General features: G+C 72.2%; 29 protein-coding genes. 18 read left to right on the plus strand and 11 right to left on the minus strand.

All coding sequences use genetic code 11. The features are described from left to right. The first annotated feature begins 20 nt into the window (after positions 1-20). The gene (locus ACZ7CH_RS05570; protein WP_470373247.1) at positions 21-1,280 is read left to right on the plus strand and encodes a sensor histidine kinase; all 1,260 of its coding nucleotides are present in this window, start codon (positions 21-23) and stop codon (positions 1,278-1,280) included. Then, positions 1,271-1,912, plus strand: a complete 642-nt coding sequence (locus tag ACZ7CH_RS05575; RefSeq protein ID WP_360401789.1) for a response regulator transcription factor — start codon at positions 1,271-1,273, stop codon at positions 1,910-1,912. Before ACZ7CH_RS05570 ends, ACZ7CH_RS05575 begins: the two co-directional genes overlap by 10 nt. Here ACZ7CH_RS05575 and ACZ7CH_RS05580 read toward each other — a convergent pair. Then, entirely contained in the window at positions 1,899-2,639 is a 741-nt protein-coding gene (locus ACZ7CH_RS05580; protein WP_458433462.1) for a DeoR/GlpR family DNA-binding transcription regulator, read from the minus strand. The two genes, ACZ7CH_RS05575 and ACZ7CH_RS05580, sit on opposite strands and share 14 nt — an antisense overlap. Before the next feature lie 48 nt (positions 2,640-2,687). On the opposite strand from ACZ7CH_RS05580, the gene ACZ7CH_RS05585 reads away from it, so the two are divergent. Further along, complete coding sequence (locus tag ACZ7CH_RS05585) at positions 2,688-3,050, plus strand: DUF4406 domain-containing protein (protein ID WP_470373248.1); 363 nt, start codon at positions 2,688-2,690, stop codon at positions 3,048-3,050. 10 nt (positions 3,051-3,060) lie between these two features. On the opposite strand, the gene ACZ7CH_RS05590 is transcribed toward ACZ7CH_RS05585, so the two are convergent. Further along, the gene (locus ACZ7CH_RS05590) at positions 3,061-3,657 is read right to left on the minus strand and encodes a phosphoribosylanthranilate isomerase (RefSeq protein WP_360401762.1); all 597 of its coding nucleotides are present in this window, start codon (positions 3,655-3,657) and stop codon (positions 3,061-3,063) included. A 282-nt stretch (positions 3,658-3,939) separates the two neighbouring features. On the opposite strand from ACZ7CH_RS05590, the gene ACZ7CH_RS05595 reads away from it, so the two are divergent. Both ACZ7CH_RS05595 and ACZ7CH_RS05600 read left to right on the plus strand, forming a co-directional pair. Further along, positions 3,940-5,631, plus strand: a complete 1,692-nt coding sequence (locus ACZ7CH_RS05595; protein ID WP_360401765.1) for an L-aspartate oxidase — start codon at positions 3,940-3,942, stop codon at positions 5,629-5,631. A 444-nt stretch (positions 5,632-6,075) separates the two neighbouring features. Then, positions 6,076-6,699 carry a TetR/AcrR family transcriptional regulator gene (locus ACZ7CH_RS05600; protein ID WP_360401768.1) on the plus strand — a complete coding sequence of 208 codons (624 nt, stop codon included), beginning with the start codon at positions 6,076-6,078 and terminating at the stop codon, positions 6,697-6,699. Here the strand turns inward: ACZ7CH_RS05600 and ACZ7CH_RS05605 are convergent. Further along, a complete protein-coding gene (locus tag ACZ7CH_RS05605) occupies positions 6,683-10,483 on the minus strand; it encodes a type I polyketide synthase (protein ID WP_470373249.1) in 3,801 nt (1,266 codons plus the stop codon). The two genes, ACZ7CH_RS05600 and ACZ7CH_RS05605, sit on opposite strands and share 17 nt — an antisense overlap. 241 nt (positions 10,484-10,724) lie before the next feature. Between ACZ7CH_RS05605 and ACZ7CH_RS05610 the strand changes: the two genes are divergently transcribed. Together ACZ7CH_RS05610 and ACZ7CH_RS05615 are read left to right on the plus strand one after the other, a co-directional pair. Further along, a complete protein-coding gene (locus ACZ7CH_RS05610; RefSeq protein WP_360401774.1) occupies positions 10,725-11,261 on the plus strand; it encodes a LuxR C-terminal-related transcriptional regulator in 537 nt (178 codons plus the stop codon). Further along, positions 11,261-12,181, plus strand: coding sequence for a LysR family transcriptional regulator (locus ACZ7CH_RS05615; RefSeq protein WP_360401792.1), 921 nt, complete (start codon positions 11,261-11,263; stop codon positions 12,179-12,181). Before ACZ7CH_RS05610 ends, ACZ7CH_RS05615 begins: the two co-directional genes overlap by 1 nt. 196 nt (positions 12,182-12,377) lie before the next feature. Here ACZ7CH_RS05615 and ACZ7CH_RS05620 read toward each other — a convergent pair whose 3' ends face one another. Further along, positions 12,378-13,229, minus strand: a complete 852-nt coding sequence (locus ACZ7CH_RS05620; protein WP_360401777.1) for a class II glutamine amidotransferase — start codon at positions 13,227-13,229, stop codon at positions 12,378-12,380. A 119-nt stretch (positions 13,230-13,348) separates the two neighbouring features. Between ACZ7CH_RS05620 and ACZ7CH_RS05625 the strand changes: the two genes are divergently transcribed. Further along, complete coding sequence (locus ACZ7CH_RS05625; protein ID WP_360401780.1) at positions 13,349-13,684, plus strand: hypothetical protein; 336 nt, start codon at positions 13,349-13,351, stop codon at positions 13,682-13,684. 64 nt (positions 13,685-13,748) lie between these two features. Here the strand turns inward: ACZ7CH_RS05625 and ACZ7CH_RS05630 are convergent, their stop codons facing one another. After that, positions 13,749-14,237 carry a GlcG/HbpS family heme-binding protein gene (locus ACZ7CH_RS05630; protein ID WP_470368689.1) on the minus strand — a complete coding sequence of 163 codons (489 nt, stop codon included), beginning with the start codon at positions 14,235-14,237 and terminating at the stop codon, positions 13,749-13,751. Between the two features lie 111 nt (positions 14,238-14,348). Between ACZ7CH_RS05630 and ACZ7CH_RS05635 the strand changes: the two genes are divergently transcribed. Both ACZ7CH_RS05635 and ACZ7CH_RS05640 read left to right on the plus strand, forming a co-directional pair. Next, positions 14,349-15,311: a sensor histidine kinase gene (locus ACZ7CH_RS05635; RefSeq protein ID WP_470373250.1), complete on the plus strand. Its 963-nt coding sequence runs from the start codon at positions 14,349-14,351 to the stop codon at positions 15,309-15,311. Continuing rightward, complete coding sequence (locus ACZ7CH_RS05640) at positions 15,308-15,913, plus strand: response regulator (protein ID WP_458433457.1); 606 nt, start codon at positions 15,308-15,310, stop codon at positions 15,911-15,913. Before ACZ7CH_RS05635 ends, ACZ7CH_RS05640 begins: the two co-directional genes overlap by 4 nt. A 37-nt stretch (positions 15,914-15,950) precedes the next feature. On the opposite strand, the gene ACZ7CH_RS05645 is transcribed toward ACZ7CH_RS05640, so the two are convergent. Beyond that, positions 15,951-16,508 (minus strand): ester cyclase, encoded by a 558-nt coding sequence (locus ACZ7CH_RS05645; protein WP_470373251.1) that lies wholly within the window; start codon positions 16,506-16,508, stop codon positions 15,951-15,953. 73 nt (positions 16,509-16,581) lie between these two features. Between ACZ7CH_RS05645 and ACZ7CH_RS05650 the strand changes: the two genes are divergently transcribed. From ACZ7CH_RS05650 to ACZ7CH_RS05670, 5 genes are all read left to right on the plus strand, one after another. Further along, complete coding sequence (locus ACZ7CH_RS05650) at positions 16,582-17,244, plus strand: TetR/AcrR family transcriptional regulator (RefSeq protein ID WP_470373252.1); 663 nt, start codon at positions 16,582-16,584, stop codon at positions 17,242-17,244. Positions 17,245-17,269: 25 nt separating this feature from the next. Continuing rightward, entirely contained in the window at positions 17,270-18,100 is an 831-nt protein-coding gene (locus ACZ7CH_RS05655) for a phosphatase PAP2 family protein (protein WP_470373253.1), read from the plus strand. Between the two features lie 94 nt (positions 18,101-18,194). Beyond that, entirely contained in the window at positions 18,195-19,052 is an 858-nt protein-coding gene (bla, locus tag ACZ7CH_RS05660) for a class A beta-lactamase (protein ID WP_470368894.1), read from the plus strand. 163 nt (positions 19,053-19,215) lie between these two features. After that, positions 19,216-20,913, plus strand: a complete 1,698-nt coding sequence (locus ACZ7CH_RS05665) for a cellulase family glycosylhydrolase (protein WP_470373254.1) — start codon at positions 19,216-19,218, stop codon at positions 20,911-20,913. A gap of 1 nt (position 20,914) precedes the next feature. Next, positions 20,915-21,793, plus strand: a complete 879-nt coding sequence (locus tag ACZ7CH_RS05670; protein ID WP_458433453.1) for an NAD-dependent protein deacetylase — start codon at positions 20,915-20,917, stop codon at positions 21,791-21,793. Here ACZ7CH_RS05670 and ACZ7CH_RS05675 read toward each other — a convergent pair. Together ACZ7CH_RS05675 and ACZ7CH_RS05680 are read right to left on the minus strand one after the other, a co-directional pair. Next, positions 21,782-22,141 carry an RNA-binding S4 domain-containing protein gene (locus tag ACZ7CH_RS05675; RefSeq protein ID WP_458433452.1) on the minus strand — a complete coding sequence of 120 codons (360 nt, stop codon included), beginning with the start codon at positions 22,139-22,141 and terminating at the stop codon, positions 21,782-21,784. The two genes, ACZ7CH_RS05670 and ACZ7CH_RS05675, sit on opposite strands and share 12 nt — an antisense overlap. Before the next feature lie 66 nt (positions 22,142-22,207). After that, the gene (locus tag ACZ7CH_RS05680) at positions 22,208-22,552 is read right to left on the minus strand and encodes an STAS domain-containing protein (protein WP_470368684.1); all 345 of its coding nucleotides are present in this window, start codon (positions 22,550-22,552) and stop codon (positions 22,208-22,210) included. Between the two features lie 248 nt (positions 22,553-22,800). On the opposite strand from ACZ7CH_RS05680, the gene ACZ7CH_RS05685 reads away from it, so the two are divergent. The 3 genes from ACZ7CH_RS05685 (at position 22,801) to ACZ7CH_RS05695 (ending at position 25,681) form a co-directional block, all read left to right on the plus strand. Next, on the plus strand, positions 22,801-24,501 hold the full coding sequence (locus ACZ7CH_RS05685) for a peroxidase family protein (protein ID WP_360398760.1): 1,701 nt from the start codon (positions 22,801-22,803) through the stop codon (positions 24,499-24,501). Between the two features lie 58 nt (positions 24,502-24,559). Further along, positions 24,560-25,021, plus strand: coding sequence for a hypothetical protein (locus ACZ7CH_RS05690; RefSeq protein ID WP_470373255.1), 462 nt, complete (start codon positions 24,560-24,562; stop codon positions 25,019-25,021). Positions 25,022-25,132: 111 nt separating this feature from the next. Then, on the plus strand, positions 25,133-25,681 hold the full coding sequence (locus ACZ7CH_RS05695; protein ID WP_470373256.1) for a hypothetical protein: 549 nt from the start codon (positions 25,133-25,135) through the stop codon (positions 25,679-25,681). A gap of 8 nt (positions 25,682-25,689) precedes the next feature. Here the strand turns inward: ACZ7CH_RS05695 and ACZ7CH_RS05700 are convergent, their stop codons facing one another. The 3 genes from ACZ7CH_RS05700 to ACZ7CH_RS05710 are packed head-to-tail and all read right to left on the minus strand — an operon-like array spanning position 25,690 to position 26,801. Then, positions 25,690-26,280: a nitrile hydratase subunit alpha gene (locus tag ACZ7CH_RS05700; RefSeq protein ID WP_470368681.1), complete on the minus strand. Its 591-nt coding sequence runs from the start codon at positions 26,278-26,280 to the stop codon at positions 25,690-25,692. Further along, positions 26,273-26,557: an SH3-like domain-containing protein gene (locus ACZ7CH_RS05705; RefSeq protein WP_360398748.1), complete on the minus strand. Its 285-nt coding sequence runs from the start codon at positions 26,555-26,557 to the stop codon at positions 26,273-26,275. The genes ACZ7CH_RS05700 and ACZ7CH_RS05705 overlap by 8 nt, the downstream gene beginning before the upstream one ends. After that, complete coding sequence (locus ACZ7CH_RS05710; RefSeq protein WP_360398745.1) at positions 26,550-26,801, minus strand: hypothetical protein; 252 nt, start codon at positions 26,799-26,801, stop codon at positions 26,550-26,552. The genes ACZ7CH_RS05705 and ACZ7CH_RS05710 overlap by 8 nt, the downstream gene beginning before the upstream one ends. Positions 26,802-26,844: the final 43 nt, after the last annotated feature.

The raw sequence follows: 26,844 nt of genomic DNA on the forward strand, positions 1-26,844 counted from the left end.
GCTGGGCCTACCCTGGGCGCATGGGGGAGGGCGCGCCGGTGACGGTGCTCGACGCGGTGACCGGCCGCGGGTTCCTGCTGGGCGGCTGGCCGTGGCGGTCGCTGTGGTACCTGGTCACGAACCTGCCGGTGGCGTTGGTCGCGGGCGCACCGCTCGCGCTCGTGGTGCTGCTGTGGCAACCGATCGCGACCAAGGGGCCGAGTCCCGCCGCGGTGTTGTCGGCGGCGCTCGGCGTGCTGGCCGCGACCGTTGTCCCGGTGCTGGCGACGCAGCTCGCGAAGGTGGAACGGGCGCGGGTGCGGCTCGTCGACACCAGGCCGATCACGACCGGCGACCGCGCGGCGGGCCTGCACCGCTACGGCGAGGCGGCGACGTGGCGGGAGGTCGCCCACACGTGCCTGCTGGCGACGGTCGTGCCGGTGGTGTCCTCGGCCTTCTTCGTGCTGTTCCTGCTGGTGGTGGCGTTCGCGCTGATGCCGGCCCTGGTCGTGGACGGGCCGGTGGCCGTGCTGTTCTGGGAGGTCGGCACGGCCGCGGAGGCGTGGGCGTGCACCGCGGTCGGGCTGGCCGGGCTGGTGGCGCTCACCTACCTCGCGGCCGGGATCACCGGTGTGCAGGCCCAGCTGGCGCGGGAGCTGCTCGGCGGTCGCGGCGACCTGCGTGCCGAGCTGGTCGAGGTGTCGGCCTCGCGGGCACGGCTGGTCGACGCGTTCGAGGCCGAGCGGCGCCGCATCGAACGCGACCTGCACGACGGCGCGCAGCAGCGGCTGGTCAGCCTCACGATCCAGCTCGGGCTGGCCCGCGTCGACCTGCCGGGCAACGAGAACGTCGCGGCGGCGCACGAGCAGGCCAAGGAGCTGATGGCGGAGCTGCGCGAGCTCATCCGCGACATCCACCCGCAGGTGCTCACCGACCACGGCCTGGCAGCCGCGCTGGACGACCTCGCCGACCGGATGCCGCTGCCCGTCACCGTCAGCGCGGACCTCACCCGCCTGCCCGCAGCCGTCGAGTCGGCGGCGTACTTCGTGGTGTCCGAAGCGCTCACGAACGTGGCCAAGCACGCGCAGGCGACCGAGGCGCAAGTCCAGGCACGGCAGGAGGGGTCCGCGCTCGTCGTCGAGGTCGTCGACAACGGGCACGGCGGTGCCGACCCGGCCGGCGGCACCGGTCTGACCGGGCTGGCCGACCGGGTCGCGGTGGTGGGCGGGAGAATGCTGCTGTCCAGCCCGACCGGTGGCCCGACCCGACTGCGCGTGGAGATCCCGTGCCGATCCGAGTAGTCCTCGCCGAGGACGGCGTGCTGCTGCGCGAAGGGCTCACCGGTCTGCTGGGCCGGTTCGGGTTCGAGGTGGTGGCGGCGGTCGGGGACGCGGAGGCGCTGCGGGCCGCCGTGACCGAGCACGGCCCGGACCTGGTGCTGACCGACATCCGCATGCCGCCGGACTTCACCGACGAGGGACTGCGGGCCGCGCTCGCGTTGCGCCGCGACCACCCCGGGCTGCCGGTCGTGGTGCTCAGCCAGTACGTCGAGCACCGGCACGCCGCCGACCTCATCGACAGCGGCGACCGCGTCGGCTACCTGCTCAAGGACCGGGTGGCCGACGTCGAGGAGTTCGTCGCGAAGCTGCGGCACGTCGTCGCGGGCGGCACGGTCATCGACCCCGAGGTGGTGCGCGGACTCGTCCGGCGCTCCCCGCTCGCGACGCTGTCCGCCCGCGAGACCGAGGTGCTCGGGCTGCTCGCCGAAGGGCACTCCAACGCCGCCATCGCCCGCCGGCTCACGTTGTCGGACGCCGGGGTGGGCAAGCACGTCGGCAACATCCTCGCGAAGCTCGGCCTGCCGCCGGACGACGACGTCAACCGGCGGGTCATGGCCGTGCTGACCTACCTGCGCACCGTCAGGAGCGGATGACCGGCACGGGCAGGGCGCGCACGACGTCGTCGTCCGCGTCGGTGACGACCCCGGCGACCTCCTCCAGCGGCAGCACCGAGAACCGCGACGCCGCACCGATCTTCTCCGCGCTCGCCAGCACGTAGGTGTCCGCCGCCCGGTGGGCCAGCGCGCGTTTCATCGCCGCCTCGTCCGCGTCCCCGGTCGTCAGCCCTGCCTCCGGGTGCACACCGGTGACGCCCAGCAGGAACAGGTCGGCGTGCACGCCCTGGGCGGCCTCCACCGCCGCGGCGCCGCACGCGACCATCGAATGCTTGAACAGCCGGCCACCGATCACGTAGACGTCCACGTTCTCGTGGTGCTCCAACGCACTTGCGACCGTCGGGCTGTGCGTGACGACCGTGGCGCGCAAGTCCGACGGCAACGCCCGCACGACGGCCAGTGCGGTCGTGCCACCGTCGATGATCACGGTGCTGCCCGGTTCGACCAGCGCCGCTGCCGCCGCGGCGACCCGCTGCTTGCCGGGCACCGACACCTCCTGCCGCGCGGTGTAGTCGGCGACCGCGGGCGAGGCGGGCAACGCGCCGCCGTAGACGCGCTGGCACAGCCCGGCCGCCGCGAGGTCGCGCAGGTCGCGGCGGATCGTGTCCTCGGACAGGCCGACCTCCGCGGCGAGTTCCTTGGCGACGATCCGGCCGTCGGTGCGCAGGCGTTCGAGCAGCAGGTCACGGCGTTGAGCGGCAAGCATGCACGTTTCTCCTTGTTTTTGCCGAGTCTTGCACATTATGGTCGGGGCATGCTGATCCTGATCGCCGGCCCCTACCGCTCCGGCACCGAGGACGACCCGGACCTGATGGCGCGCAACCTCGAACGCCTGGAGGAGGCCGCGTGGCCGATCTTCCGCAGCGGCCACGTGCCGATGATCGGTGAATGGGTGGCGCTGCCGGTGCTGCGCGGCGCGGGCGGCAGCTCCCCGGCCGATCCGGTGGCCGAGGGGATCATGTACCCGACGGCGCAGCGCCTGCTCGAGAAGTGCGACGCGGTGCTGCGGCTGCCCGGTGCGTCGACCGGCGCCGACCAGGACGTGCGGATCGCCCGGGAACGCGGTCTGCCGGTCTACCACCGGGTCGAGGACATCCCCGGCTACCGCGCGGCCTGACGCGCCGCGTTCAGGCGCGGGCGGCGGCGACGAACTCGCGCATGCGGCCGTGGTCCTTGACCCCGCGGCTGGACTCGATGCCGCTGGACACGTCCACGCCCCACGGCCGTGCCACCGCGACCGCGTCGGCGACGGTCTCCGGCGACAGGCCGCCCGCCAGCACCCAGGTGCCCTCCGGGCGGCGGTCCGCGAGGCGGGTGACGTCCCACTGCTCGCCGGAGCCCGCGACCGGGGAGTCGATCAGCAGCAGCTGCTCGCCGAACGCGCCGGTGCGCACGTCCGTGTCCGGGCCCAGTGCGGTCGCCCGCACGAGCGTGAACGGGTGGCCGCTCAGCTCGTCGAACGACTCCTTCGGGTAGTCGCCGTGCAGCTGCAACGCGCGCACGCCGGTCCGCAGAGCCAGCTCACCCGCCTCGCCGGCGGGGATGCCGCGCACGACGGCCACGGTCAGCACGTGGTCCGGCACCGCGGCCACCAGACGGCGGGCCAGGTCCACGTCGATGCGGCGGGGGCTGGCGGTCAGCACGAACCCGACCGCGTCGGCCCCCGTCGCGACCGCGACGTCGACATCGGCTTCGGTGCGCAGACCGCAGAGCTTCACGAACACACCCCAATCCTATGCTCTCGCCCCCTGTTGCTCAGGCATCTGCAAGTACCACCAACTCACCCCGCCACCGGCCGGACCACGGACGGCCGGCGGCGCTGTTGGCAGTGGAGAAGTGCCTGTTGATGTTGAGTTGGCGAGCTGCTCAGGGCGGCACACGTGACGCGGCTCGCGGTGTCGCGCGGCTAACAGTCACAAGCGCATGCGCTGTCCGGTCCTGGTTAATGGAACCAACGGGCAACGGAGGCCGTGATGACAGAAAAGCAAGTCGCCACATCGGTGTTGGTGATCGGAACCGGGGGCGCAGGGCTGCGCGCCGCCATCGAGCTCGCCGAACGCGGCGTGGACGTGACGGTCGTCGGGAAGCGGCCGAAGTCCGACGCGCACACCGCGCTCGCCGCGGGCGGCATCAACGCGGCGCTCGGCACGATGGACGAGGCCGACACCTGGCAGCAGCACGCAGCGGACACCGTCAAGGAGAGCTACCTGCTCGCCAACCCGGAGATCGTCCGGGTCGTCGCCGAGCAGGCCCCGCGCGGCATCGCCGACCTGGAACGCTGGGGCATGCCGTTCGCACGCGAGGACGACGGGCGCATCTCGCAGCGGTTCTTCGGCGCGCACACGTTCCGGCGCACGTCGTTCGCCGGCGACTACACCGGGCTGGAGATCCAGCGCACGCTCGTCAACCGGGCCGCGCAGCTGGGCGTCCCCGTCCTCGACTCGTGTTACGTCACCCGCATCCTGGTGCGGGACAACGTGGTCTTCGGCGCCTACGGGTTCGACCTGACCGACGGCACGCGGTACGTCTTCCACGCCGACGTCGTGATCCTCGCCGCCGGTGGCCACACCCGCATCTGGCGGCGCACGTCGTCGCGCCGTGACGAGAACACCGGCGACTCGTTCCGGCTGGCCGTGCTCGCCGGCGGCCGCATCCGCGACCCCGAGCTCGTGCAGTTCCACCCGTCCGGCCTGCTGGAACCGGAGAACGCGGCCGGCACGCTGGTGTCCGAGGCGGCGCGCGGCGAGGGCGGAATCCTCACGAACGCGCTGGGCGAGCGGTTCATGGACCGCTACGACCCGGCCCGGAGGGAACTGTCCACCCGCGACCGGGTGGCGCTCGCCGCGTACACGGAGATCAAGGAGGGCCGCGGCACCCCGAACGGCGGTGTGTGGCTCGACGTGTCCCACCTGCCGCGCGAGCAGATCATGCGGCGCCTCCCGCGCGTCTACCAGACGTTGCTGGAGCTGCAGATGAAGGACATCACCCGCGAACCGGTCGAGATCGCGCCGACCGCCCACTACTCCATGGGCGGGGTGTGGGTGTCGCCGTCGGACCACTCGACCGGTGTGGACGGCCTGTTCGCCATCGGTGAGGCGTCGAGCGGTCTGCACGGCGCGAACCGGCTGGGTGGCAACTCGCTCATCGAGCTGCTGGTCTACGGCCGGATCGTCGGCGAGGCCGCCGCCGAGTACTCGGCTTCCCTGACGGCACAACACCGTTCGCACGCCGCACTGGCCGAGGCACGGGCCGAGGTGGACGCGCTGCTGGCCGCCGACGGCCCGGAGAACGTCCGCGCGCTGCAACGGTCGCTGCGCAACACGATGACCGAGCACGCGGGCGTGGTGCGCGACGAAGCCGGGCTGCGCAAGGGGTTGGCGGAGCTCGACGAGCTGGAGGCGCGCATCGAGCAGGTCGGCGTGCACCCGGACCTCGCCGGCCACCAGGACCTGGCGCACGCGTTCGACCTCAAGGCCTCGGCGCTGGCGGCCCGCGCGACCCTGGAGTGCGCGCTGGAACGCCGGGAGACCCGCGGCTGCCACAACCGGTCCGACCACCCGGAGCTCGACCCCGCGTTGCAGGTCAACCTGGTGTGGTCGGGGCCGGGACGGGTGGAGCGGGAGGAGATCCCGCCGGTGCCCGAGGAGATCGCGGCGCTGATGCGCGAGGTCGACACGGCGGGCAAGCTGGTGGAGTGACCGCCGCCGGGCGGGAGCGCGGGCTCCCGCCCGGTCCGGGCACGACCACCTCGACGGCGAAAAGTGCGAAGAGGACGAAGAGGCTCGTTCCAGCGAGCACGGAACCGGTGGAGGGCCTGAGACCCGCTCCACCGCGAGGGGCGCGACGGCCCTGGCGGGACACCGCCCCTGGCGCTCACGGCGGTGCGCGTGATCTTCTGCGTTCACCTGGTCGCCGAGCACAGGTGACCGGGAAAGGCGCCGGACGTGGTGGCAACACACTCCTGGCGGTGCGTACGTTGGGCGGCATTGCGACACTCGCGGTACCGGCATCCACCACTGGAGCACGCATTCGTAGCAGAGTGTGATCGCACCATCGGGCGGTACTTCCGGGCGCGGCGTACCGCTAGCCTGTACTGCGGTACACACTTAGACGGGGGTTCACGTATGGCGGGGACGCGACGCGTGGCCGAGCCCGCGGAGCCGACTCAGGCCGTCGGGAGGCGTGAGCGGCACAAGCGGGCCATGTACGAGCGGCTGTACACGGCGGCGCTCGACCTGTTCACCGAGCAGGGCTACGACGAGACCTCGATCGAGGACATCACCGAACGGGCCGATGTCGCGCGGGGCACCTTCTTCAACTACTTCGAGAAGAAGGAGGAGGTCATCGCCGCGTGGGGCACGCGGCGCAGGGAGACGCTGCGGGCGGAGCTCGGTGCCATCGCGGGCGGCGGCAACGACGTGCTGTCCTCTCTGGAGAACTGCATGCGCGCGCTCGCGCGGATCAACAAGCTGGAGTGGCGCACCACGCAGGTCATGCTCGCGGCCTGGGTGCGGTGCGGCCACCCCATCTTCGAGGAGCCGTACGCGACGCCGTTGTTCGCCGAGATCGTCAGCGCCGGCAAGGACGCGGGTGACGTGGGGGACCACGTCGACCCGATCCTCGTCGGCAACATGCTGCGGGACGTCTACCTGGGCACGCTCTACCGGTACGTCGGCCGCGGCAAGCAGCCGACGACGCTGGCGAACGAGCTCGTCACGACCCTGCGGGTGCTGATGCACGGCGTGCTGGTCAGGCCGGACCGCTAGCCAGCAGGCGGTCGGCGAGCGCGCCCACCTCCTCCGGCCCCAGCAGCAGGGCGGCGGGCACGGTCCGCCCGAACGCCTTCTTCAGGCGTGCGGCGAGCTGCGCGGCCATCAGGGAGTCGAGGCCCAGGTCGCGCAACGCCCGCCGGGTGTCCACCCGGTCCGGTGTCGTGCCCAGCACCGCCGCCACGTGCTCCAGCACCGCGTCCACCGTCTGCCCGGCCGGTTCGTCCGCGACGGCCGGGACGGCGGGGACAGCCGGGACGGCGGGGACGGTGGCGGCGACCGGGACCGGTTCCCGGGCCGGCTCGGGTCGCGGCCGCCGGGTGCGGGCCGTGCGCAGCAGGCCCGCCACACCGTTCACCAGCTCCGCGAACGGCCCGGCGGTGCCGGTGCGCACGGTGACGCCGCTCAGCTCGGCGAAGCACTCGTGCTCGGCGTCGAACAACCGCACGTCGACGACCGGCTTGCCGCGCCGCTTGCGGGCGACCGCCCAGAACTCGCCGCTCGCCCTGCCGGTGACCCGCACCCGTTCGACGCCCAGCGGCACGACCGCGGTGCCCAGTGCCAGCAGCACGGCCTGCATGCCGGTCTCCAGCACCACCGGCCCCGCCGCCGTTCCCGGCGTGAACCTGGCGACCGCCGCGTCCTGCCCGCGCCACGCCTGCCGCAGCGCGCGGAACGGCCCCTCGAACTCGTACCCCTGCCGGGCGGCGAGGTCGCGGAAGTCGCTGTCGCGCACGTACTCCCGGCACCGCGCCAGCGCCCAGTCCAGCCCGGACGAGGCGACCGCGCCCCCGCGTTCCACCTCACCGCTCACGCACCGCACGCCCTCGTCGGTGTGCACGGTGAACGCCCGCACACCACCGCGTTCCGGCCGCACCGTGACCGTCAGGGACGGCAGCGCGTCGGGATCGACCGTGCACAGCTCGTGGAAGCGGATGTTGCGCAACGTGTGCGTGGTGCCGGTGCCGCGCACGACCGACAGCACGGCCTCGAACAGCACGGCCGCCGGCAGCGGTGTGAGACCGCGGAACCGCAGGCCCCGCAACGCCTCCGCCACGCCGAGGGAGGCCACGTCGACCTCGCGGACGACCTCGGTGTCGGCGGTGAACGACTCGAACCAGTAGTCCTGGTGCTGCCACGGGTAGGCGGGCAGCGGCACGCACCGGCCGTCGCCCTGGCGGCTCGCCCAGTCGACCGGCACGCCCGCGACGTGCAGCGCGCCCAGCGCCGCCGTGACCGCGCGCAGCTCGGGCTCGTCGCGCAGCAGCGTCGGCACGCCCGTGCCGGTCCAGCCCGCCGCCTCCCCGATCTCCGCGACGGCGGTCAGCAGCACCGGGTGCGGGCTGACCTCCAGCACCACGGCGGTGCGGGCGTCGGCGAGCACCCGGCGCACGGTGTCGTTGAGCCGCACCGTGCGCCGCACGTTGTCCGCCCAGTACGCGGCGTCGAGCTCGCGCCTGCCGTGCTCCACGGTGGACCGGAAGTCGACCTGCGGTGCGTTCGGGCGCAGGTCCTCCAGCTGTTCGCGCAGCGCCGTCGCGACCTTGTCCATCAACGGCGAATGCGACGCCACGTCGACGTCGCGCACCGGCCGGCAGGCGATGCCGAACGCGTCCAGGTCCTCCGCCACACCCGCCATCAGCTCCGCGGGCCCGGCCAGCACGCACGTGCCGGGCGAGTTGTCCGCCGCCACGCACACCTCGCCGCGGTACCGGTCGACCAGGCCCTCCGCGCGTTCGGCTGACAGCTCGGCCCACAGCATCGCGCCGCTGCCCGCGGTCTCCTGCATCGCCGCGCTGCGCCGGCAGATCACCGCCGCCGCGGCGCGCACCGTGAGCGCGCCGGACACCTGGGCCGCGGCCACCTCGCCCATGCTGTGCCCCACCACGACATCCGGTTCGACGCCCCACGACCGCCAGTGCGCTGCCAGCGCCACCTGCACCGCCCACAGCACGGGTTGCAGCACCGACAGCGCCTCCGGCCACGGCGCGTCGCCGAGCAGCACGTCCACGACCGACCAGCCGGCCTCCTCGCGCACGGCCGCGTCGCACTCCAGCAGTGCCTCCCGGAACGCGGGGGAGACCGCGTGCAGCTCCCGGCCCATGCCGCGCCACTGCGACCCCTGGCCGGGGAACAGGAACACGACCTTCGGCCGGTCGGCCGCCCGGCCCGCCACCGCGCCCTTCGCCTCGGCGCCCGCGAGGAACGCCCGCAGCCCGGCCAGCAGCTCGGCGGTGCTCACGCCGGCGACCGCGAGCCGGTGCTCGTGGTGGTCGCGTCGCACGGACGCGGTGTGGCAGACGTCCCGCACCGCGTCGGTCTCCCGCAGGTGCGCCAGGTGCGCCTGCGCGGACTCGCGCAACGCGGCCCCGCTCTTCGCGGACAGCGTGAGCACGCGGGGACGGCCGTCGGGTTCCGCCGCGGGCTCCCCCGGCGGTGGCGAGGTCAGCACCACGTGCACGTTGGTGCCGGAGATGCCGAAGGAGCTGACGCCGACCACCGGGTGCTCGGCGGTCAGCGGCTGGTTGCGGGTGACGACCCGCATCGGGGCACCGGTGAGCTGCTCGGCCTGCACCTGCGCGTGCAGCGAGGCGGGCACGGTCCGGTGCTCGGCGACCAGCACGGCCTTGATCAGCCCGGCGATGCCCGCGGTGGCCTCGGTGTGGCCGATGTTGCTCTTCACCGACCCCAGCAGCAGCGGGTGCTCCCTGCCGGTGCCCGCGACCTCGGCCAGCGCCGTCAGCTCGACCCGGTCGCCGACGCTCGTGCCGGTGCCGTGCGCCTCGATGTAGTCCACAGTGGACGGATCGAGGCCGGCGTCGCGGTACGCCGCCTGGAGCATCTCGACCTGACCACGCACCGCCGGTTGCAGCAGCAGGCCGCTGCCCCTGCCGTCGTTGCTGATCGCGCTCCCGAGCAGCAGGGCACGCACCCGGTCGCCGTGCTCGACGGCGTCGGCGTGGCGTTCCAGCACGACCGCGCCGACGCCCTCGCTGCGCACGAAGCCGTTCGCGTTCACCGACCCGAACTTGCACCGGCCGTCGGGTGCGAGCATCGCGGCCTGCGAGTAGGCGATCGCGTCGTCGGGCAGCAGGATCACGTTGACCCCGGCCGCGACCGCGAGGTCGCACTCGCCCGCGAGCAGCGCCTGCCGGGCGTTGTGCACGGCCACCAGCGAGGACGAGCAGGCCGTGTCGACCGTGATCGACGGCCCGCGCAGGTCCAGCGCGTAGGACAGCCGGCCGGACGTCACCGCGCGCAGCTCACCGCCGGCCGCGTGGCGCACGTCGTGGTTGCCGGCACTGCGGCTGGCCTTGCCGTACTCGGCGGTCGCCTGCCCGACGAAGACGCCGACCCGGCGCCCGGCGAGCCCGGACGGCCGGATTCCGGCGTCCTCCAGGGCCTCCCAGGCGACCTCCAGCAGCAGGCGTTGCTGCGGGTCCATGGCGCGGGCCTCGCGCGGGGAGATGCCGAAGAACTCCGCGTCGAAACCGCGGACATCTGCGAGGAACCCGCCGTGGCGCGAGATCGTCCTACCCGGAGCGGGTTCCGGTGAGTAGTGGTCGTCGACGTCGAACCGGTCGCGCGGGATCTCGGTGATCGCGTCGGTGTTGCCGAGCAGCAGGTCCCAGAAGGCACCGACCGACCCGGCGCCGGGTAAGCGGCAGGCCATCCCGGCGACGGCGACCGCGCGGTCCCGTGCAGGGGCACCCGCCGATCCGGTCCGAGCACCGGGTCCGGTAGTGGTTCCCGAGGTGCTGGAGGCGTTGCGGCGTGTCAAGTTTCCCCCGAGTTGGGTTCAAAGTGGTTCCCAGTACAACTATGTACCCAGAGTCAAGTTTAGCCGCAGCGTCGCGCCTCCTGGTAGTGAAAGTACGCAATTGCCGGTGTACTCGGGCAATGCGGTGAAGCTCGGTCTCGCAGGATGGAACCGGGGCACCTACACTCAAACTAGGTCTTGCGTTCAAGTTTGTACTGACGTACTCACTGGTGCGGTCAACGCTTCGGCAGGGGGGATCGGCATGGCGCGCTTTGTCGTCGAGATGGTGTTCGGGCCGGAACACGAGCGGTTAGCCGGCGTTCGGCCCGCTCACCGGCGGTACTGGGAAGAGCTGGCGGGGCGCGGGGTCCTGCTGGGGGGTGGCCCGTACGCCGACGAGTCCGGTGGGTTGCTGCTGTGCGAGGCCGAGGACGACGTCACTGTCCGCCGTTTGGTGGCCGCCGATCCGTACGTTCGCGGAAAGTTGTTGCGCGGTATCAGGATTCGTGAATGGCGCGGGTTCCTCGACGGCCTTCCCGGTCCGTCCGGAAAGGAGGCGGAGCCGCAGCAATCGGGAATTCCTATGGCTTCTCGCCCATCCGGATCCTCGATGGGGAGCCGCGCGCTGACAGCGCACGAGCAGCGCATCGCCACGCTCATCGTGGACGGCCGGACCAACCGTGAGATCGCTTCCAGGTTCCGGGTGTCGGTCCGCGCGGTGGAGCTGCACATCACGAGCATCTACCGCAAGCTCGGGATCCACCGCAGGGCCCAGCTAGCCGGCGCGCTGGCCGCGTGATGGCAGACCTGGACGTCCGCAAGCTGCGGATGCTGCGCGAACTCGACGAGCGGGGCACCGTCGCCGCGGTGGCCCAGGCGTTGCACCTCACGCCGTCGGCCGTGTCCCAGCAGCTCGTGTCGCTGTCGAAGGAGGCGGGGGTCCGGCTGGTCGAGCCCGCGGGCCGCCGGGTGCGCCTCACCGACGCCGCCCGCGTGCTGCTCAGGCGCGCCAACGAGATCTTCGCCGAGCTGGAACGGGTGCAGGCCGACCTCGCGGCCTACTCGGAGGGCTCGGTGGCCGAGGTGCGGGTCGCGGGGTTCGCGGCCACGTTGTCCGGGCTCGTGCTGCCCGCGGTGCGCGAGCTGCGCGACACCCTGCCCGGGGTGGTGGTGCGGCTGGTGGAGTCCGATCCGCCGCACTCGTTCGACCAGCTGGTGCGCGGGGACGTCGACGTCGTGCTGAGCGTGGAGTCCAAGGAGAGCCCGGCGGCGACCGACCGGCGGTTCCACCGGCTCGCGCTGTTCGCCGAGCGGTTCGACGTGGCGCTGCCGGTGGGTCACCCGCTGGCGGACGCGCCGGTGGTGCGGCTGGCGGACCTGTCCGGCGAGGCGTGGATCTTCCCCACCCCCGGCACGTGCCGCGACATCTCGTTCGCCGCGTGCGTCACCGCCGGGTTCACGCCGGAGATCGTGCACGAGATCGCCGACTGGGACACGACGCTGGGCGCGGTGGGACTCGGGCTGGGCCTCGCTCTGGTGCCCCGGCTGATCACCGCTGCACCGCCCGAGGACGTGGTGATCAGGGTGCTCGACGCGGAACAACCCACCCGGCACGTGTTCGCGGCCGTGCGACGGGGAAGTGAAGAAGCACCGCACCTCGCGGCGGTGCTCAGGGCACTCGGTGCGGCGGCGGCGCTCGCGACCGTGCAGCGCTGCTGATCGTTCGTTCGAGAACAGGAGGAACGGTGGTCGTATGACCGTGCGATCGAGGAACAGGGATTTCTGATCGGGTGACCGGCGGGCCCGGCGGTGACACGTGCGCTCACCGCTGGGCCGGCGGTGGTGGGACGGCAGGACGTCTGTGCGCGCAGCCGTTGTCGCGTGACTGACGGTCTCGGCGCGGTCCTGCTCCGGCTCAGCCGCGCGGCACCAGCGCCGAGGCCTCCGGCCGGAACGGGAAGAACTCCTCCACCCCGGCCCGGACGACGACGCACGTCGACTCCGGCACCTCCAGCCACGCCCCGCGCAGGTCGCCCAGCGGTTCGGACACGATCAGCCGCGACCCGTCCGCGAGGTCGTGCAACGCCGGGTTGTCCGGGTACTGGTCGCGCAACGTCGACAGGTCCGCGCTGTGGAAGAGGCTGCGCGACCTGCCGCGGCTGGAGTAGCGGAACGCCCACGTGGTCGTGCCGTCCGTGGTCGCGACCGTCATCTGGACCGGGAACTCGACCCCGTTGCGGTGGCCGACGTCCTCGACGAACGCCACCATCCGCGCCACCGCGCCCGTCGGGTCCTGCTCCAGGCCGAACCCGACGGCCAGGTAGAACATGACCTCCGAGTCCGTCGACCCCTCGATCAGCGGGTACAGCTCCGGCGTCACGGCCAGCGCGAGCTCGCGGCGCACCAGCGGGAACTTCGCGATGAGCCCGTTGTGCATCCACAGCCAGTTCTTGTACCGGAACGGGTGACAGTTCGTGCGCTGCACTGCGGCCCCCGTCGACGCCCGGACGTGCGCGAACACCCGGTCCGCGGTGATCTGCGCCGCCAGCTCGCGCAGGTTGCGGTCGTTCCACGCCGGCTCGGTGCTGAGGAACAGCCCCGGCGTGCCGGTGACCGCGCCGTACCAGCCGATGCCGAACCCGTCGCCGTTCACCGCCGTCGCGCCGAGCCGGGCGTGCTTGCTCTGCATGACGAGCGAGTTCTCCGGCCGGTAGAGGATGTCCTCCAGCAACACCGGTGAACCGGAGTAGGCGAGCCACCGGCACATGTCGACCTCCTGTCGTTCCGCCGCACATGGGACCACGGCGCCGGGTGCCGGTGCGAGGTTTGCCCCGGCGTGCCCGCGTCGGGCACGATGGTTTTCGGCCCCCGACCAAAGGTGCGTACGTGACGCCTCCTCACCTGCCCTCCCGCGGGCACTTCGAGACGGTCGAGACGATGGCGCCCTTCGAGCCCGTCGCCCAGCTCCCGCCGCTCGCCCCGCTGGACCAGCGCGAGGACCGCACCGAGCCCGCCGGCCACATCGCCGTCATCGGCCCGATCGCCGCCGTGGTGCTGGCGTTGACGATCTGCACGCTGGTCCTCGACCACCCCGGTGCCCGCGCCGTGGCCGCCGTGCTGGCCACGCTCGGGCTCATCACCGCCGTCGTGGTGCTGCTGATGGCGAAGCGGCCGGAACCGGGGCGGCACGTGGCCCGCCACGCACGGGAACACCAGGACTGACCGGGCCGCTCGGCACGGCACGCGCCGGGACTGGCGGCCCCGCCAGCACCCCTGACGCCCCCTGTCAGCGCAGCGTCGCAAGTCCCGCCCGTGCGAACTTCTCGTCCAGGTCACCGCTGGGCGCCCCGCCGACCCCGATGCCCGCGACCGGCGTGCCGTCCACGGCCACCGGCACCCCGCCGCCCAGGAACAGCGTCCCCGGGATGTCCCGCAGCGTCGCGCCCTGCCCGGTCACGCGACCGGCGAGCTCCGAGGTCGGCGCGCCGAACGACACCGCGGTGAACGCCTTGCGCCGCGCTGACTCCTCGGTCTGCGGGCCGGCGCCGTCGCCCGCGAGCAGCACGACCAGGTCGCCGCCGCGGTCGACGACGGCGACCGTGACCCGCTGGTTCTCCTTCTCGGCCGCGTCGAGGGTGGCCTGGGCGGCGCGGACGGCGGCGTCGATGGTCAGCACCTTCTCGGTGCGGGTCGTGGTGCGCTGGTCGGCGGCCGCGTAGCCGCCGCCGACGGTCAGCACGACGAGGGTGGCGACTGCGATCTTCTTGATGTCCATGTGCTCCACGATCGCGAACGGGAGCAGCGGGAACCTGGTGGTGACGGTTGAACCGGCGTTCAACCCATCGGTTGACCCGCGCACCGGCACCGCTCGCCTACAGTCGCCGACGTGTGGCTGCACCGGGCGATGCACGCGGGCTTCTACGTGCTGTTGACGGCGTCGGCGGCGCGGTACGCGACGTACCACGGCGCCGGCGTGCTGGTGCTCGGCCTGACCGCGGCGCTGGGGCTCGCGTACCCGGCGGGGGTGCGGTGGACGCGGGCGTTGCCGGTCGTGCTCGCGGTGTGGCTGGTGCTCGTGTGGGTCGCGCCGAGCTTCGGGTGGTGCGCGATCCCGCTGTTCTTCCAGTGCCTGCGGCAGCTGCGGCCGCGGGGCGCGCTGCCGATCGCGGGCGTGCTGACGTGCGCGGTGGTGCTGGCGCAGATCCGGCTGGCGGCGGCGTTCGACCTCAGCCTCGTGCTCGGGCCGATCGGGGTGGCGGTGCTGACGGCGGCGGTGTTCTTCGACCGGGCGCGGCTGCTGCGCGAGGCGGGGGCGCTGCAGGAACGCCAGCGGGTCGCCCGCGAGATCCACGACACGCTGGCGCAGGGGTTCTCCAGCATCACCCTGCTGCTGGAGCTGGGAGAGCACGACCGCGCGGCCACCGTCGCCAGGGACAGCCTCGCCGAGGCGCGCCGGTTCGTCCGCGACCTCGCGCCGATCCGCGGCACGCTGGTCGACGCGCTGCACCGGCTGTGCCCGCACGTCGAGGTCGACGGCGAGCCGTACCCGTTGAGCGTGCAGACCGAGGTGGCGCTGCTGCGGGTCGCGCAGGGCGCCGTGGCCAACGCCGCCGAGCACGCCCGTGCCGCGCGGGTGGCGATCACGCTGTCGTACCTGGGGGACGCGGTGACGCTGGACGTGGTGGACGACGGCCGCGGGTTCGACCCGGCCGCGGTCGTGCCGGTGGAGGGCCGCGGCTACGGCCTGGCCTCGATCCGCGGGCGCATCACCGAGCTGGGTGGCACGGTGTCCGTGGAGAGCGCGCCGGGGGAGGGAACCGCCGTGGCCGTGACGGTGCCGACGCCGTGAGGGTGCTGGTGGTCGACGACCACCCGGTGGTCCGGTTCGGACTGGTCGGACTGCTGTCGCGCGACTTCGAGGTGGTGGAGGCGCCGACCGGTGAACGCGCCGTCGAGCTGGCGTCCACTGTGGAGGTCGTGCTGATGGACCTCCAGCTGGGCAAGGGCATCGACGGTGTCGAGGCCACCACGAGGATTCGCGCGCTGCCGTCGCCGCCGCAGGTCGTGGTGCTCACGACGTACGACTCGGACGCCGACATCGTGCGCGCGGTCGAGGCCGGCGCGATCGGCTACCTGCTCAAGGACTGCGCGCCAGAGGACCTCGCCGCCGCCGTGCGCACCGCGGCGAGCGGCCAGACCGTGCTGTCGCCCGACATCGCGCAACGGCTGCTGAGCCAGGTCCGCCGTCCGGCGCCGAAGCTCAGCCGCCGTGAGGTGCAGATCCTGGAGCACCTGGCCAAGGGCCTGTCGAACCGGGAGATCGCCAGGGCGTTGTTCATCAGCGAGGCCACCGTGAAGACCCACCTGGTGCGGATCTTCGACAAGCTCGGCGTGGAGACGCGCACGGCGGCCGTGACGACCGCCGTGGAACGCAAACTGATCCGCCTCTAACCCCCTGTTTGCCCAGGCATCTGCCAGAAGCAGGGGGTCAGAGTGCGGGTGGGGTGGTGGCGGTGAGGCGCGGGTCGGGTTTGCCGCCGGACATCGCGAGCATGCCCCTCATCACCTTGAACAGCTTCGCGAGCCCGCGCGGTGAGCGCCGGTCGATGCCGCTGATCACCTGTTTGAGGACGGTCAGCTGGTCGAAGTAGACGCGTTCGGTGACCAGGTTCTCGTCCTCGTCGAACACGAAGTACGCCGTCATGCGCGTGCGGTGCCTCCCGCCCGTCGGCGGGATCTTGCCCAGCGGCCCCAGGTGCGTGCCCAGCAGCCAGAACTCGACGATCACCGCGTCGTGGCTGTGCCGCAACGCGATCAGCTCGTGGTCCTGGTCGGGGAACGCCGTGCGCGTGTCGGCGTAGTACCGCCGCACGTCCTCGTCGCCGTCGTGCACGACCATCTGCGCGATGAGCTCGTAGTGCGGGTGCGGGAACGTCGAGAGGGTCGCGTCCCAGTCGTGCACCACCTCGTCGTGGAAGTGGTCGAGCACGAGCTTCTCGCGCGCCTTCAGGACCTCTTCACCGGGCATGTCGAACCGCGATCGCATGTCTCTCCTCCATTTACCCACGGTGTGGGTTAAAGTAGGTCCACGGCGTGGGTTCGAGCAAGGGGTGGTGGGCATGACCCGTCGGGGCAGGCCGCCCAAGGGCGCCGCCGTGCTGTCGCGCGCGGCGGTCGTGGCGGCGACGTTGCAGGTCCTGGACGCGGAGGGGACGGCGGCCGTGGGCATGCGGTCGGTCGCGCGCGTCCTCGGGGTCGACCCGAAGAGCCTCTACAACCACGTGGCCGGCAAGGACGACCTCCTCGACGCGGTCGCCGAGCACCTGCTGGCCGGTCTCACACTGCCCGCACGCACCGGCGACCCCCGCCACGACCTGCACGCCATCGCCGACAGCTTCCGCACGCGGGCCCTGGAGCACCCGCAGGCCGCGCCCCTCGTGCTGACCCGGCAGCTCGGCTCGCTGGAGGGCCTCGCCCCGGTGGACGCGGTGCTGACCGTGCTGCTCGACGCAGGCGCACCGGCCGCGGAGGCCGTCCACCTGCTGCGGATGCTGCTCGCGACGCTGGTCGGCACCCTGCTGCGCGAGGTGGCAGCGGCCCCGGCGTTCGGCGACCCGGACGGCTCCCGCGCGGAGGTGCTCGCCGGCTCCGGTCTGCCCGCCGTGGCGGCGCTCGCCCCGCAGCTCGCGCGGTTCGACCGGCGCGCCGAGTTCGACTACGGCGTGATGCTCGCCGTCACGGCCGTGCTCGACCGCATCGCCGATCTTCGACAGGCGAGTTGATCAGAACAGCAGCAGACTCCTGCGCGTGAACTCTCGACGCTGGCCGGTGGTGGCGGTCTCAGGTTTCGTGGTGGCGGCGGTCGTCTACGTGCTCGCCGTGCTGACCAGAGCCGGTCAGACCATCGAGAACGCCGCCCTGCGCGGCGCCGACCAGGACGACGTGTCCGAAACGGACGCCGCCTGGCAGGCGCTGGGGGACATCACCGTCTACTCGCTCGCGGCGGCCGTCGTGGCCGTGGCGCTCGTCGGGGTCCTGCGCAAGCGCTGGGACCTGGCCGTCGCCGCCGTCGGGGTGATCGTCGCCGGGCAGGCCGTGGTGCAGGTGCTCAAGCGGTTCGTGCTGCCGCGGCCGGCGCTGGTGCAGGTCACCGGCGACTACGCGCACAACAGCCTGCCCAGCGGGCACACGACGATCGCCATGACGGTGCTGTTCGCGGCGGTGATCGTGGTGCCGTACCGGTGGCGCGGCGTGATGCTGTTCTTCGTCCTGCCGTGGGCGGTCGGCATCGGGCAGTACACGCTGGTCGCGAAGTGGCACCGGCTCAGCGACACGCTGGCCGCGGACGCCATCGCGCTGGCGGTCGCGGCGCTGGCGTCCTGGTGGCTCGCCAGAAGGGGAGCGCTCGAACGGTACGAGGGGCCCAGCAAGAAACCACGCGTGGTGCTGGTCGTGTTCTGGGCGCTGGGCGGCCTGGTGTCGCTCGTGCTCGGCGTGTTCCTGTGGGCGGTACCGCTGGCCAGGGAGGGGCTCGGCGCGGACGAGTGGGTGATCTACCTGGGCGCGGGGTCGCTCGCGTCGGCCGGGTCGGTCGCGGCGGCGCTCGCGTTCCTGGCCTGCTGGCGGCGCGTCTGCTGACCGCCGGGCAACCAGTTGATCTCCAGCGCGTCCTGGTGGGCGAGGGGTTACGTGGAAAGGGGACAATGCGTTGGGAGTCAACCGTCGGGTAGCGCTGGCGTTGGGGGCGGGGGCCGCACTGGCCGTCGCGGTGCCCGCGCAGGCGCAGGCCTCACCGATCACCGGCCGGCTGCGGGACCTGGAACGGCAGCACGGTGCCCGGCTGGGCGTCTTCGCGAGCGACACGGGAACCGGCAGGACGGTCCTGCACCGGTCGAACGAGCGCTTCCCGATCTGCTCGGTGTTCAAGACGCTCGTCGCGGGGGCGGTGCTGCGGCGCGACCAGGACGGCGCGCTGCTCGGGAAGGTCGTCCGCTACACCTCCGCGGAGGTCGAGAAGTCCGGCTACGGGCCCATCACCGGCAAGCCGGAGAACCTCGCGAACGGCATGACCGTCAGGGCCCTGTGCGAGGCCACCATCACCTACAGCGACAACGCCGCGGCCAACCTCCTGCTGCGCGAGCTGGGCGGCCCGAGCGCCGTCACCCGGTTCTGCCGTTCGATCGGCGACCCGGTCACGCGCCTGGACCGCTGGGAGCCCGAGCTCAACTCCGCCGAACCGTGGCAGGAGCTCGACACGACCTCGCCGCGGGCGATCGGTCAGTCCTACGCCCGCCTGACCGTCGGCCACGCGCTCGAACGGCCGGACGCCCGCCAGCTGACCGACTGGCTGCTCGCCAACACCACCGGCGCCAACCGCATCCGCGCCGGCCTGCCCGGTGAGTGGCGGCTCGGCGACAAGACCGGCACCGGCAGCTACGGCACCACCAACGACGTCGGCATCGCCTGGCCGCCCGGCCGCGCGCCGATCGTGATCGCCGTGCTGGTCACCAAGCCGGAGGACCCGAAGGCCGGGGCGGACGAGCCGCTGGTGGCCCAGGTGGCGGGACTGGTCGCGGACGCGTTCAGCTGACCGGCTGCGGTTCGGTGAACCCAGGGTGGCGCGGAGCCGTTCGTTCCGCGCCACCCCGCTGCTCGGGCAGCTGTTCAGAGGGCTGATCGGCCGCTGGTCCGGTCCGACCGCATCCGCTACGGTCCAACATGAACCTCGTTCATGTTCGGCAAAGGCGGCGGCGATGCGGCGATCGGTTCTCCTGGCTGTGCTGTTCCTGTTCTCCTCCCTGGTCACGCCCGTGCGCGCGGAGTCGTTCGACGGCACCGAGCTGCGCGTCTCCGGCGGGGTCCTGCGCGACGAGCACGGCCGCGAGGTGGTGTTGCGCGGCTTCAACGTCTCCGGCACGGCCAAGCTCGCCGAGCACCGCGGCCTGCCGTTCGCCACCACCGCGGACGCGCGCCGGTCCGCCGAGCTGATGAAGCGGCTGACCGGGGCGAACGCCGTGCGGTTCCTGCTCACCTGGGCGTGGGTCGAACCGCAGCGCGGCCGGATCGACCACGGCTACCTGCAGCGGATGACCGAGCAGCTGCGCGCGTTCACCGGCCAGGGCCTCCGGGTCTACCTCGACTTCCACCAGGACCTGTACTCGCGGTACCTGTTCAACCCCGGCAGCTGGTACACCGGCGACGGCGCACCGGCGTGGGCCGCGAGCGGGTACCCGCAGGAGTCGTGCGGCCTCTGCTTCCACTGGGGGCAGAACATGAAGAACAACACCGCGGTCACCGCAGCCACCCACGACTTCTGGCACAACCGCAACGGTGTGCAGGACTCGTTCATCGCAGCCGCGGGCGAGGCGTTGCGACACGTGCGGGAAGCGTTGCCCGCCGCCGAGTTCAAGCTCGTCGCCGGCGTCGACCCGCTCAACGAGCCGTACGCCGGCCGGTACGACCAGGGCCAGACCTCGCAGACGTGGGAGCGTGACCTCCTGATGCCGTTCTACCGCCGGTTCCGCGCGGAGATGGACGCCGAGGGCTGGGCGCACAAGGCGGCGTTCGTCGAACCGCTCGTGTTCTGGAACCAGAACGTCGACTTCTTCGCCGAACCCGGCGGTCTCACGCTCGTGCCCGCCCTCGGTGAGCGGTTCGTGTTCAACTCGCACTTCTACGACGGCAAAGCGCAGTCCGGCGTCCTCATGCCCGGCAAGGCGTCGGACGGCCAGTACGTCGCGGCGTTCAACACCATCCGCTCCCGCGCGCACGCGCTCGGCACCACGGCCATCGTGTCGGAGTTCGGGCACCCGGTCGCCGGCTTCACCTCCGACAAGAACGCCTCGGTGCTCAAGGCGATGTACCAGGCCCTCGACTCGACCGCGGCGGGCGCGCAGTGGTGGTCGGCGCCGCGCGGCACCGTGGTCTCGGGCAGCCAGTGGCACTGGGACACCGGCTACGACCGCCACCACGAGCTGATGAACGACAACCCGGACAAGGTCAAGACCGAGGGCGACGCCATGAACGACGAGCACTTCTCGGCGATCAGGCTCGACGCGGCCGGCACCCCGGTGTTCACCGTCGACCGCGCGGTCGTGGACCGCGTCTACCCGCAGGCCGTCGCGGGCACCACGCTCGCGTTCACCTACGAGGACCGCGTGCACCAGACCTGGCAGCAGATCCCGTTGCCCGCCGTGCGCGCGCTGGTCGGCTCGGCGCCGTTCGCGGTCCTGGTCTGGGACTCGACCGGCGGCCCCGCACCGACGGAGGTGCACCTGCCGGAGTCGCTGCGCTCACCGCTCGTGGTCAGCTCCGCGAACGCCGCGGTGAACGGGGACGAGCTGCTCCTCACCGGCGGCCCCGGACGGCAGTTCGCGCTGGTCACGGCCCCGTCGGCGGGCAACGCGGCCGCAGCGGAGGCCGAGCTCCGCCAGTGGCACGTAAGCTGGTGACGTGCGGACACGGCCCACGCTGACCTGGTCGCCTTCGGGCCCTCCGTTGCCGCGCACCTCCGACCTGACCGAGGTCGTGGGTCTCGTCGAACGCGGCGGGGTCCTGGTGCTCAGCGGCGCGGGCCTGTCGACCGAGTCCGGCATCCCCGACTACCGCGGCGAGGGCGGCTCCCTGCGCCGGCACACCCCGATGACCTACGAGGAGTTCACCACCAGCGCCGCGGGCCGGCAGCGCTACTGGGCGCGCAGCCACGTCGGCTGGCGCACCATCGCCCGCGCCCACCCCAACGCGGGCCACCACGCCGTGACCCGGCTGGACGAGCGGCTGTCCGGCGTGATCACCCAGAACGTCGACGGCCTGCACCAGGCGGCGGGCACCCGCGACGTCGTCGAGCTGCACGGCGGCCTGGACCGGGTGGTCTGCCTGGGCTGCGGCCTGCTGTCGCCGCGCGCCGAGCTCGACCGGCGGCTGCGCGAGGCGAACCCGGACTTCGCCGCCACCACGACCGAGATCAACCCCGACGGCGACGTGTTCCTGCCCGAGGAGCAGGTGCGCGGCTTCGCGGTCGTCGACTGCCCGGCGTGCGGCGGTGTGCTCAAACCGGACGTCGTGTTCTTCGGCGAGAACGTCCCGCGCCCGCGCGTCGAGCAGTGCTACGACCTCGTCGCCGGCGCGAAGTCGCTGCTGGTGCTGGGTTCCTCGCTGACCGTGATGTCGGGCCTGCGGTTCGTCCGCCGCGCAGCCGAGGCCGGGCTGCCGGTCGCGATCATCAACCGCGGCGAGACCCGCGGCGACCGGTACGCCACCGTGCGGGTAGACCTGCCGCTGGGCTCAGCGCTCACCGAGCTCGCCGACGCGGTGGAGCGCCTAGCCCTGTGACCGGAAGCGGTCGAGCACCCGGCGTTCGCGCTTCGTCGGCCGCCCGGCACCGCGTTCGCGCTGCGCCACCACCGGCACGTCCTTCGGCGGAGGCGGTGTGCGGTCGATGAAGCACGTCGAGGCATCCGCGGCACCGACCCGTTTCTGGATCACCCGCACGACCTCGACGATCTTCGTCCGGTCGCCCACGCGGGCCCGCACCTCGTCACCGGGCACGACGACCGTGGAGGGCTTGGCCGGCTTGTCGTTGATGCGCACGTGCCCGCCACGGCACGCGGCGGCGGCGTCGGGACGGGTCTTCGTCAGCCGGACCGCCCACAGCCAGCGGTCGATGCGCGTGGACTCCACCCCGCCATCATGGCATCCCGGCCGATCCGATGTGCACGGTCCGCTCCCCGCCCGCCGGCCGGGAGGTCAGGACCGGACGGCCGCCGCCTGTGAGTCCACAGTGGACTGAAGTCCGAACATCCGTGCCAGACCGGAGATCTCCAGCACCTTCAGCACCTGCGGCGAGGCCTCCGAGATCCGCAGCCCGCCCGCCGCCGAGGACGCCCGCGCGTGCCCGCGGACGAGGGCGCTCACCCCGCTGGAGTCGCAGAACTCGACGCCGCCGAGGTCCAGCACCAGCCGCCGGTGACCCTGGTCGAGGAGCCGGTCGAGCCGGGACAGCAGGCGTTCCGCGCCGTTCTTGTCGAGCACTCCGGCCACCGTGAGCAGCGTGGAGACGCCGGACGACGCCGTGGTCGTGACAGAGAGCATTCTTGTGGGTACCCCGTGCCGCGGGCTCCGAATCCCCATTCACCGGAAAGATTCCAGGCCGCCCGGCGTGGCTGTCGGAAGATCCTTTCGAAAAAAATCATTCCGACCGCCTCGTATCCGCTGCGTGACGACGTTTTGGGTTTCCTCGAAAGCTTCGACGGTGTTTTCCACCGTCTGGAGACTGGCGTTGGGGCAGGTGCTTGTTGGGGAGAACAGGTCGCCTGGATCAGGGGAACACAGGGGGAGACATGAAAAGGCATTCGCGCGACAGTTTCTTCGTCGTGGGCGAAGGTGTGCTGGAATTCGGCGAGAACGGCGAGGCCACCACCCGCCGGCCCTCCACGACGGAGGAGCTGCGACGGTTCCGGTTCTCGCGCCTGGGGCCCAAGGGCACCGGGACGAGCGAGGAGCTGCGGGTGGCGCTCGCGACCGCGATGGCGCCCGGCCCGGCCGTGGCGCAGCCCGACTCGGAGGACCCGGCCGTGCCGGCGGGGTTCACCTACCTCGGGCAGTTCGTGGACCACGACCTCACGATGGACCGCACCGAGGCGCAGCTGGGCAGCGAGGTCAACCTGGACGAGCTGTTGCAGGGCCGCTCGCCGGCGCTCGACCTCGACTCGGTCTACGGGCGGGGGCCGCGTGACCGCGACGACCGGGTGTTCTACGCCGAGGACGGGGTGAAGCTCAAGGTCGGCACGACGACGCCGGTGCCGTTCCCGGACGAGGGCACCAACGTGCCGTTCGAGGGCTTCGACCTGCCGCGCCGCGGCGGGGACGCGGGCACGGCGGCGGACCGGCGGCTGCCGCTGATCCCGGACGCGCGCAACGACGAGAACCTGGTGGTGGCGCAGACGCACCTGGCGTTCATCCGCTTCCACAACCGGGTGGTCGACGAGCTCGCGCTCACCGGCCTGACCGGGGAGCGGTTGTTCCGCGCGGCCAAGGAGCTGGTGGTGCGGCACTACCAGTACATGCTGAAGACGGACTTCCTGCCGCGCATCGTCGACCCGGCGATCGTGGACGACGTCTTCACCAACGGCCGCCGGTTCTTCGAGGTGCCCGGCCGCTGCCACGGCCGCGACAACACGCCGACGATGCCGATCGAGTTCTCGGTCGCGTCGTACCGGCTGGGGCACAGCATGATCCGCGGCGCCTACCAGTGGAACCGGGTGTTCAACTCGACCGGTCCCGGCGGGATCGCGACGCTGTTCGCGCTGTTCACGTTCACCGGCGTGGCGGGCAACTTCGACCCGAGCTCGCAGACGCCCGCCGACCTCGACGACGTCAACCGGGGCCCGATCTTCACGTTGCCCAGCAACTGGATCGCGGACTTCCGGCGGCTCTACGACTTCGCCGAGGCGGGGCGCGACGACCTGGTGCCGCCCGCGGAGATCGGTGGCGGCAACGTCGCGAAGGAGATCGACACGCTGCTGGTCAACCCGCTCACCGCACTGCCGGCGGGCACGTTCGGCGGCCGCGGCACGCAGTTCCGGGACGTCGAGCGCAACCTCGCGTTCCGGAACCTGACCCGCGCCGGCATGATGGACCTCGCGAGCGGCCAGCAGATGGCCGGGCTCATGGGCGTCGAACCGCTCACCGCCGAGCAGCTCCTGACCGGCGGACCGGGAGGCGTGTCGCTCGACGCGCTGACCGACGAGCAGAAGGCGGAGCTCGTCGAGGCGACGCCGCTGTGGTTCTACGTGCTGCGCGAGGCGGAGCTGAACAGCGGGCGGCTGGGACCTGTCGGAGGCCGCATCACCGCCGAGGTGTTCCACCGGGCCATCGAGGGCAGCCGGATCTCGATCGTGCGCTCGCCGTACTGGCGGCCCACGCTCGGACCGGACAGCTCGACGTTCCGGATGGTCGACCTGCTGCTGTTCGCGTTCGAGGGCAAGGCGGACCTGCTGAACCCGCTGGGCGACCCGGTCGCCGGGCCGGCCGGCGCCTGATCCCCCTCGTTCCTCCTGTCTGGCCGGGTGGTGGCAGCCAGACAGGAGAGGGAGATCGATGTTGCGTCCAGGAATGACCCGCCGGCACAGCGCGGAGGAAAGGCTCACCCGGTTCACGGGTGAGGCCGGCACACCGCTGCTGCGCATCGGACTGGGGATCGTGTACCTCTGGTTCGGCGTGCTGAAGCTCTTCCCCGGTGGCAGTCCCGCACAGGACCTCGTCGAACGCACGGTGTCCGCACTGACGTTCGGGATCGTCCACGGGGACCTCGCGAGGGTGACGGCCGCCCTCACGGAGATCGCGATCGCGCTGGTGCTGCTGAGCTTCCGCGTTCCCCTCGTGAGCGCGGCACTGCTCGTCGGTCACGTCGTCGTGGTGTCGACACCGCTGGTGCTCTTCCCCGCGGAGATGTGGGCGGGACCGGTGCAGCCGACGTTCGAGGCCCAGTACGTCCTCAAGAACCTGGTGACCGTCGCCGCCGCGGTGGTCATCGCCTCATCGCACTCGCGGGTGCGGTGACGCGGAGCCGCTCGGCCGCAGGGGCCGGGCGGCTCCTCGCGTTGCGGGCCGGGGGACTGCTTTGCGGCGATCGGACGCGCGCGCCGGCGTTTTGTGCAAGAGTCTGCGGTCATGGGCAAAGTGCTGGGGGCACTGGTCGGACTGCTGTGCTGCGCCGCGTGCGCGCCGACGGTGGAGGTCGTGCCGACACCACCGCCGGACCCGCCCGGCCTGACCGTGGCGGTGACCGGGCCGTGCAAGGTCGAGGAGCAGATCCCGGAACCGGTCGTCGAGCAGCCGCCCGCCGCGCCCCTCGACGGGCCGACCGCGGGTGTCGGCCCCGACGTCGCACCGCACAACGCGGAGAACAACAGGTGGAAGCAGCGCAAGTCGCTGCCCGCCGACGGGGTGCAGGCCGGCCGCGACCTGATCAAACGGGTCCTCCCGGTACTCGAACCGATCTGCGCAGCCGGAGACCTGTCCGCCGCCCCCGTCCGCAAGGCGCTCGCCGAGCACCGGCCCCACGTCGAACAGCGGCCGACGCTGGTGTTCTTCTCGATGGAGACCAGGGCGGGACAACGGGTCACGTGCCTGAACGGCGACCTGTCGGCGGGCGTGATCCGGTTGTTCGTGCAGGGCACCACCGGTGAGGGCAGCTGCGTCGAGCCCGTGTCGCACTAGAGCGGACTTCAGACGGCTGCGGTGCCGATCAGGCCGTTGCGCGTGACCAGCGCCCGCAGTTCGTCCTCGCCGAGGTGCTCGGTGTCCGCAGGGCGCCGAGGCAGCACGAGGTACCGCGTCTCGGCGGTCGCGTCCCACACCCGGATCTCGACGTCGTCGGGCGGGACGAACCCGAACTGCGCGAGCACCTCACGCGGGTGCGTGACGACTCGCGAGCGGTAGGCCGGGCTCTTGTACCAGGTGGGCGACGGCCCGAGCAGCGCGATCGGGTAGCACGAGCACAGCGTGCAGACGACCACGTTGTGCACGTCCGGCGTGTTCTCGACGACCTTGAGCGCCTGCACCTGAAGACCACTGCTCATGGACAGGCCGATCGCCGGCAGGGCGGCGTTGGCGTCGTCGAGCAGCCTCGCCTTGAAGTCCTCGTCGACCCACGCCCTGGCGACCACCCGGAACCCGTTGGCCGGCGAGGCGTTCGCCGTGAACGCCTCCAACGCGCGGTCGAGCTCCCGCGCGTCCAGCAACCCCTTCTCCTCCAGCAGCGCTTCGAGCTCGCGCACCTGCGCCGCGATCGGGGCGTCGTCGTGATGGTCAGTCATCGCTGAGGTAGTCCTCCCACAAGGACAGCGTCACCGTGTGATCGCCGTGCCCGAACAACTCCCGCGCCGTGAACCGCACCGCGTACACCGGCTGCGGCGGCACGTCCAACCCCCGCGCCCGGTCATCGGCCAACGGGTGCGCACCTTCACTGCCGACCACCGTCCCCCGCTTGCCACGCGCGTAGTGCGGCAGCCGCGTGTGGTGGTCCGGGTCCACTGTGGACGTGCGGACGCGCGCGCCCATCCCGTACCGCTCAGACCTGTGCCGCTCAGACATGGCCCTTCTCCCGCAGCAACGTCCCGATCGCCCGGAACCAGTTCTCGTAGTAGGACGACTCGTGCGACATCGTCCGCTCGACCGCGTCCCGGAACTCGTCGAGGTTGTAGATGCCGCGCCCGATCAGCGACCGGTTCATGGCGAGCACGTGGGCCTCCCAGTCGTGGTGGAACGGCGGTTCGTCCAGTTCCTCCTCGACGGGGCCGAACGTGGTCTGGCCGCCGACGTCGTTGAGCCTCGGCATCTGTGCTCCCTCCTGGGCTTGGGGGCGATTCTGCGCTGTTGGA

This window comes from Lentzea sp. NPDC037011, from assembly GCF_055607425.1.

Coding starts and splice junctions, on each gene's coding strand:
- ACZ7CH_RS05665 (WP_470373254.1), top strand. CDS start 19,216: ATGCGGCGATCGGTTCTCCTGGCTGTGCTGTTCCTGTTCTCCTCCCTG.
- ACZ7CH_RS05695 (WP_470373256.1), top strand. CDS start 25,133: ATGGGCAAAGTGCTGGGGGCACTGGTCGGACTGCTGTGCTGCGCCGCG.
- ACZ7CH_RS05645 (WP_470373251.1), bottom strand. CDS start 16,508: ATGCGATCGCGGTTCGACATGCCCGGTGAAGAGGTCCTGAAGGCGCGC.
- ACZ7CH_RS05580 (WP_458433462.1), bottom strand. CDS start 2,639: ATGCTTGCCGCTCAACGCCGTGACCTGCTGCTCGAACGCCTGCGCACC.
- ACZ7CH_RS05585 (WP_470373248.1), top strand. CDS start 2,688: ATGCTGATCCTGATCGCCGGCCCCTACCGCTCCGGCACCGAGGACGAC.
- ACZ7CH_RS05630 (WP_470368689.1), bottom strand. CDS start 14,237: ATGGACATCAAGAAGATCGCAGTCGCCACCCTCGTCGTGCTGACCGTC.
- ACZ7CH_RS05570 (WP_470373247.1), top strand. CDS start 21: ATGGGGGAGGGCGCGCCGGTGACGGTGCTCGACGCGGTGACCGGCCGC.
- ACZ7CH_RS05710 (WP_360398745.1), bottom strand. CDS start 26,801: ATGCCGAGGCTCAACGACGTCGGCGGCCAGACCACGTTCGGCCCCGTC.
- ACZ7CH_RS05700 (WP_470368681.1), bottom strand. CDS start 26,280: ATGACTGACCATCACGACGACGCCCCGATCGCGGCGCAGGTGCGCGAG.
- ACZ7CH_RS05685 (WP_360398760.1), top strand. CDS start 22,801: ATGAAAAGGCATTCGCGCGACAGTTTCTTCGTCGTGGGCGAAGGTGTG.
- ACZ7CH_RS05690 (WP_470373255.1), top strand. CDS start 24,560: ATGTTGCGTCCAGGAATGACCCGCCGGCACAGCGCGGAGGAAAGGCTC.
- ACZ7CH_RS05680 (WP_470368684.1), bottom strand. CDS start 22,552: ATGCTCTCTGTCACGACCACGGCGTCGTCCGGCGTCTCCACGCTGCTC.
- ACZ7CH_RS05705 (WP_360398748.1), bottom strand. CDS start 26,557: ATGTCTGAGCGGCACAGGTCTGAGCGGTACGGGATGGGCGCGCGCGTC.
- ACZ7CH_RS05650 (WP_470373252.1), top strand. CDS start 16,582: ATGACCCGTCGGGGCAGGCCGCCCAAGGGCGCCGCCGTGCTGTCGCGC.
- ACZ7CH_RS05620 (WP_360401777.1), bottom strand. CDS start 13,229: ATGTGCCGGTGGCTCGCCTACTCCGGTTCACCGGTGTTGCTGGAGGAC.
- ACZ7CH_RS05615 (WP_360401792.1), top strand. CDS start 11,261: ATGGCAGACCTGGACGTCCGCAAGCTGCGGATGCTGCGCGAACTCGAC.
- ACZ7CH_RS05610 (WP_360401774.1), top strand. CDS start 10,725: ATGGCGCGCTTTGTCGTCGAGATGGTGTTCGGGCCGGAACACGAGCGG.